The 3,860-nt window shown below is 59.2% G+C and carries 5 protein-coding genes; 2 read left to right on the top strand and 3 right to left on the bottom strand.

Features of this window, described 5'->3' with window-relative positions; all coding sequences use genetic code 11:
* Both VNM72_15185 and VNM72_15180 read right to left on the bottom strand, forming a co-directional pair.
* On the bottom strand, positions 1-217 hold a 217-nt coding region (locus tag VNM72_15185; GenBank protein ID HXF06739.1), incomplete at its 3' end, for a hypothetical protein.
* Positions 144-965 carry a type III pantothenate kinase gene (locus VNM72_15180; protein ID HXF06738.1) on the bottom strand — a complete coding sequence of 274 codons (822 nt, stop codon included), beginning with the start codon at positions 963-965 and terminating at the stop codon, positions 144-146. The genes VNM72_15180 and VNM72_15185, both read right to left, overlap by 74 nt.
* Positions 966-1,080: 115 nt before the next feature.
* Between VNM72_15180 and cysS the strand changes: the two genes are divergently transcribed.
* Together cysS and VNM72_15170 are read left to right on the top strand one after the other, a co-directional pair.
* Positions 1,081-2,577: a cysteine--tRNA ligase gene (gene cysS / locus VNM72_15175; protein HXF06737.1), complete on the top strand. Its 1,497-nt coding sequence runs from the start codon at positions 1,081-1,083 to the stop codon at positions 2,575-2,577.
* A 124-nt stretch (positions 2,578-2,701) separates the two neighbouring features.
* Positions 2,702-3,715 carry a glycosyltransferase family 2 protein gene (locus VNM72_15170; protein ID HXF06736.1) on the top strand — a complete coding sequence of 338 codons (1,014 nt, stop codon included), beginning with the start codon at positions 2,702-2,704 and terminating at the stop codon, positions 3,713-3,715.
* Here the strand turns inward: VNM72_15170 and VNM72_15165 are convergent.
* Positions 3,693-3,860 (bottom strand): Uma2 family endonuclease (locus VNM72_15165; protein ID HXF06735.1); only part of this gene is annotated, 168 nt, incomplete at its 5' end. The genes VNM72_15170 and VNM72_15165 overlap by 23 nt on opposite strands.

The raw sequence follows: 3,860 nt of genomic DNA, 5'->3' as shown, positions 1-3,860 counted from the left end.
TGATCGCCCAATCGAGCGTCGAGACGAGCAGATGCTTGCCCCGCCGTCGCACGAAATGTTCTTCCACCTCGGTGAAATAGTTGAAGTAGTTCAGGCGAAAGTCGTCGCTCGGCGAGGACGCCTGAGCCCCCGAGGCCGATTCCTCAGCTTCTGGTTTCCCGTGTACTTCTGCGAGAGCTTGTTCCCGTGTATGACTCTGCTTGTTTCCATCGCTCATAGATGATCCGCAGTCCATCCAGAGTCAGATTGTCATCAATCGTTTGAATATAGCGAGAGGCTCGACCGATCAGGTGAGAGAGCCCGCCGGTGGCAATGACTCGTGTCTCCGGCCCCAGCTCCTCGATGAGCCTCTCCAGCACACCATCAACCAGTCCGATATATCCGAAGTAAAGGCCCGATTGTATACTGGCGACCGTTGATTTTCCAATAACGGAGCCGGGACGACGAATGTCCACGCGAGGAAGCTTCGCCGTGCGTTCAAAGAGGGCTTCGGCAGAGATCATGATGCCGGGACAGATGACGCCCCCGAGATATTCTCCGGTGGCGGAGATGGCATCAAAGGTGGTCGCCGTGCCGAAGTCCACCACAATCGCCGGCGTCCCGTATTTGGCGGCAGCGGCGACGCTGTCGGCGATGCGATCAGCTCCCACCTCCTGGGGATTGTCATAAAGGATCGGCAGTCCCGTCGGCGCGCTCGCATCCACGAAAAGAGGCTCGATGCCGAAATAGGTCTCGGCCATCTTTCGGAGAGGAAAATCGAGGGGCGGAACAACCGACGCGATGATGATCGCCGTCACGGTGGAAAATTCCAGACCTTCGAGAGCGAAAAGATTTCGACAAAGGATGCCCAGCTCATCCACCGTGCGCTCGCGCTGGGTCGTCAGTCGCCAGACGGTCACGAGTTGATCGCCTCGATAGACGCCAAGAGCCATGTTGGTGTTGCCGACATCTATGACCAACAGCACCGTTGCACCTCCCGCCGTGTTTGTGATGTTACCGCGTCGCCCTCGGTACGCTCCCAATTAAGGCATCGCCTCGGAAAGAAGTCAATGGACGGGAGCCCGTCTCCGGGTGCGTGAGATGACCGACAGCTCCCCTCTGACGGTGATGAGCCGGGTGATTGACAGGGCCGAAGAGAGCAGTGTATGTTTCCGCTTGCGTCAACGGAGTCGGGCGCGGACGATGCTGCGAGTGCGCAACACATTGTCGGGGCAGATCGAGGAGTTCGCTCCCCTGGAGGGTGATAGGGTCGGTCTCTACTGCTGCGGATTGACCGTCTATGATTACGGTCACATCGGGAATTTTCGGACGTTCGTTTCGATAGACATCCTGCGACGCTATCTCAAGTACAAGGGGTATCGCCTCCTCCACGTCATGAACTTCACCGACGTGGATGACAAGACGATTCGCCGGGCCCGCGAGGAGGGCATCAGCCTCCGGGAGCTGACCGACCGCTACATCGCCGCCTTTCAGGAAGACATGCGCACGCTCAACCTGGAGGTGCCGGAAGTCACGCCGCGCGCAACGGACCATATCCCGGAGATGGTTGACCTGGTGAAACGATTGACGGCACGCGGATACACCTACACGAGCGACGGCTCGATCTACTTCCGCATCTCCGCCTTTCCCGAGTATGGGAAGCTCTCCAAGATCAAACTCGACGCGATTCGGCCCGGCGCGCGCGTGGACGTTGATGAATATGAGAAGGCCGATGTGCGCGATTTCGTGCTGTGGAAAGCGCCCAAGGACGATTATGAGCCGCGCTGGGAGACCGAGATCGGCGTCGGACGACCGGGCTGGCATCTGGAGTGCTCGGCGATGTCCATGAAGTATCTCGGTGAGACGTTCGACATTCACTGCGGTGGGGTGGACTTGATCTTCCCTCATCATGAGAACGAAATTGCCCAGAGCGAAGGGGCGACGGGCAAGCCATTCGTGCGCTACTGGCTCCATTCCGAGTTTCTCCTCGTCGAAGGGGAGAAGATGTCCAAGTCCAAGGGGAATTTCTACACGCTACGGGATTTGGTGGCGCGAGGGTATGATCCGATGGCGATTCGGTACGCGCTGCTGTCGGTGCCCTATCGCAAACAGCTCAACTTCACCTTTGATGGACTGCGGGCTGCCGAAACAACGCTCGTGAGTCTGAGAGATTTTCGCGCCCGGTTGCGAGAAGCCCGTTGCGAATCGGGGTCCAATCCCGCGATGGCCGAGGCCATCCGTCGCGCGGCCGTCGAGTTCGAGGAGGGGATGGATAACGATCTCAATACGGCCCAGGCGCTCGCCGCGCTCCACACGCTTGTCGGCGAGGCCAACGTGGCGCTCGTCCAGGGGCAACTGCGACATGATGATCGGCAACGCATCTTGGAGTGGCTGGCTCGAATTGATACGGTGCTCGGCGTTCTCGGCCCGGAAGAAACGGTGCTGCTGGACGAGGACGTCCGGGCATTGATCGAGGAACGAGCGCGGGCTCGCGCCGAGCGTAACTTCGCTCGCGCCGACGAAATTCGACGGCTTCTCGCCGAACGCGGGATCATTCTCGAAGATACGAAAGAAGGAACGCGCTGGCGAAGGAAATGATGCAGCCCGGAACTGCTCCCTTTCACACGCTTCAGGTGAAACCCTGCCTGAGGTTATGGACACCGCACCTCTATCCCTGTGAGTCGGCATGATGAGGAGCGAGAGCGACGTCAGACAAGATCTCGTGTTCACGGAACACGCCTCCGTCCGGTACTCGATCGTCATCCCGGTGTATAACGAAGAGGGCAACGTCGAGCCGCTCTACGTCGAGATCAAAGAGGTGATGGAGGAACTCGGCGAACCCTACGAGATCATCTTCGTGGATGATGGAAGCAGCGACGCCACGGCTGCCGTTGCTGCCCGTCTTGCCGATGAGGATGAGACCGTTGCCCTCATCCGTTTGAGTAAAAATTTCGGGCAGACGGCAGCTCTGGCGGCTGGCTTCGACTTCGCCCGGGGCGAAGTCGTCATTGCCATGGATGGCGATCTGCATCATGATCCCCGCGATATTCCCCGCTTGCTGGAGAAGCTCGCCGAGGGCTATGACATCGTCAGCGGATGGCGGAAGAATCGCACGGAGAACCTGCTGACGCGCCGCCTCCCCTCGCGCGTGGCCAACTGGATGATGGCGAAGCTGTCGGGCCTTCCGCTGCGGGATTTCGGCTCCACCTTCAAAGCCTATCGCCGCCAGGTAATCAAAAACGTGCGCCTCTATGGCGAGCTGCATCGCTTCATCCCGGTGCTGGCGACGCTGTCGGGGGCGTCCCGCATCGCCGAGATTCCCGTCACCAGCCGGCCCCGATATAAAGGACGATCCAAGTACGGCCTGTCACGAACGATTCGGGTTCTGCTCGACTTCCTCACGATCAAATTTCTCCTGAGCTATCTCACCCGCCCGCTCCAGTTTTTCGGCCCCTTCGGACTGGCTTCCTTGGCCGTGGGGTTTTTCATCGGTCTTTACCTCACGGTCAAGAAGTTCGTCTCTCACATCCACATCATGCAGCAGCACGGCCCGCTGCTGTTACTCTCCATCCTTTTAATCATCACCGGGGTGCAGCTCATCTCCATCGGTCTCATCGGCGAGATCGTCTCCCGCACCTACTATGAATCGCAGCGTAAACCGATCTATTCGGTGAGGGAGATTCGCACGCGGCGGGGAACCACCGTCCAGGCGCCTACCAAATCTCGCGGGGGGTGAAGATGAATCCCGGCAGCACGGGATCACCGCGAAGTTCGTCGGGATCAGTCAGACATTCCACCGGCTGGTGGGGACGATAGATGTAGACCTGCCGGTTTTGCGGATCGAGCAGCCAGCCGAGGCGGGCTCCGTTTTCGATGTACTC

The organism is Blastocatellia bacterium, from assembly GCA_035573895.1.
Classification (GTDB): domain Bacteria; phylum Acidobacteriota; class Blastocatellia; order HR10; family HR10; genus DATLZR01.
This window is presented reverse-complemented; position numbering and strand designations above follow the sequence as displayed.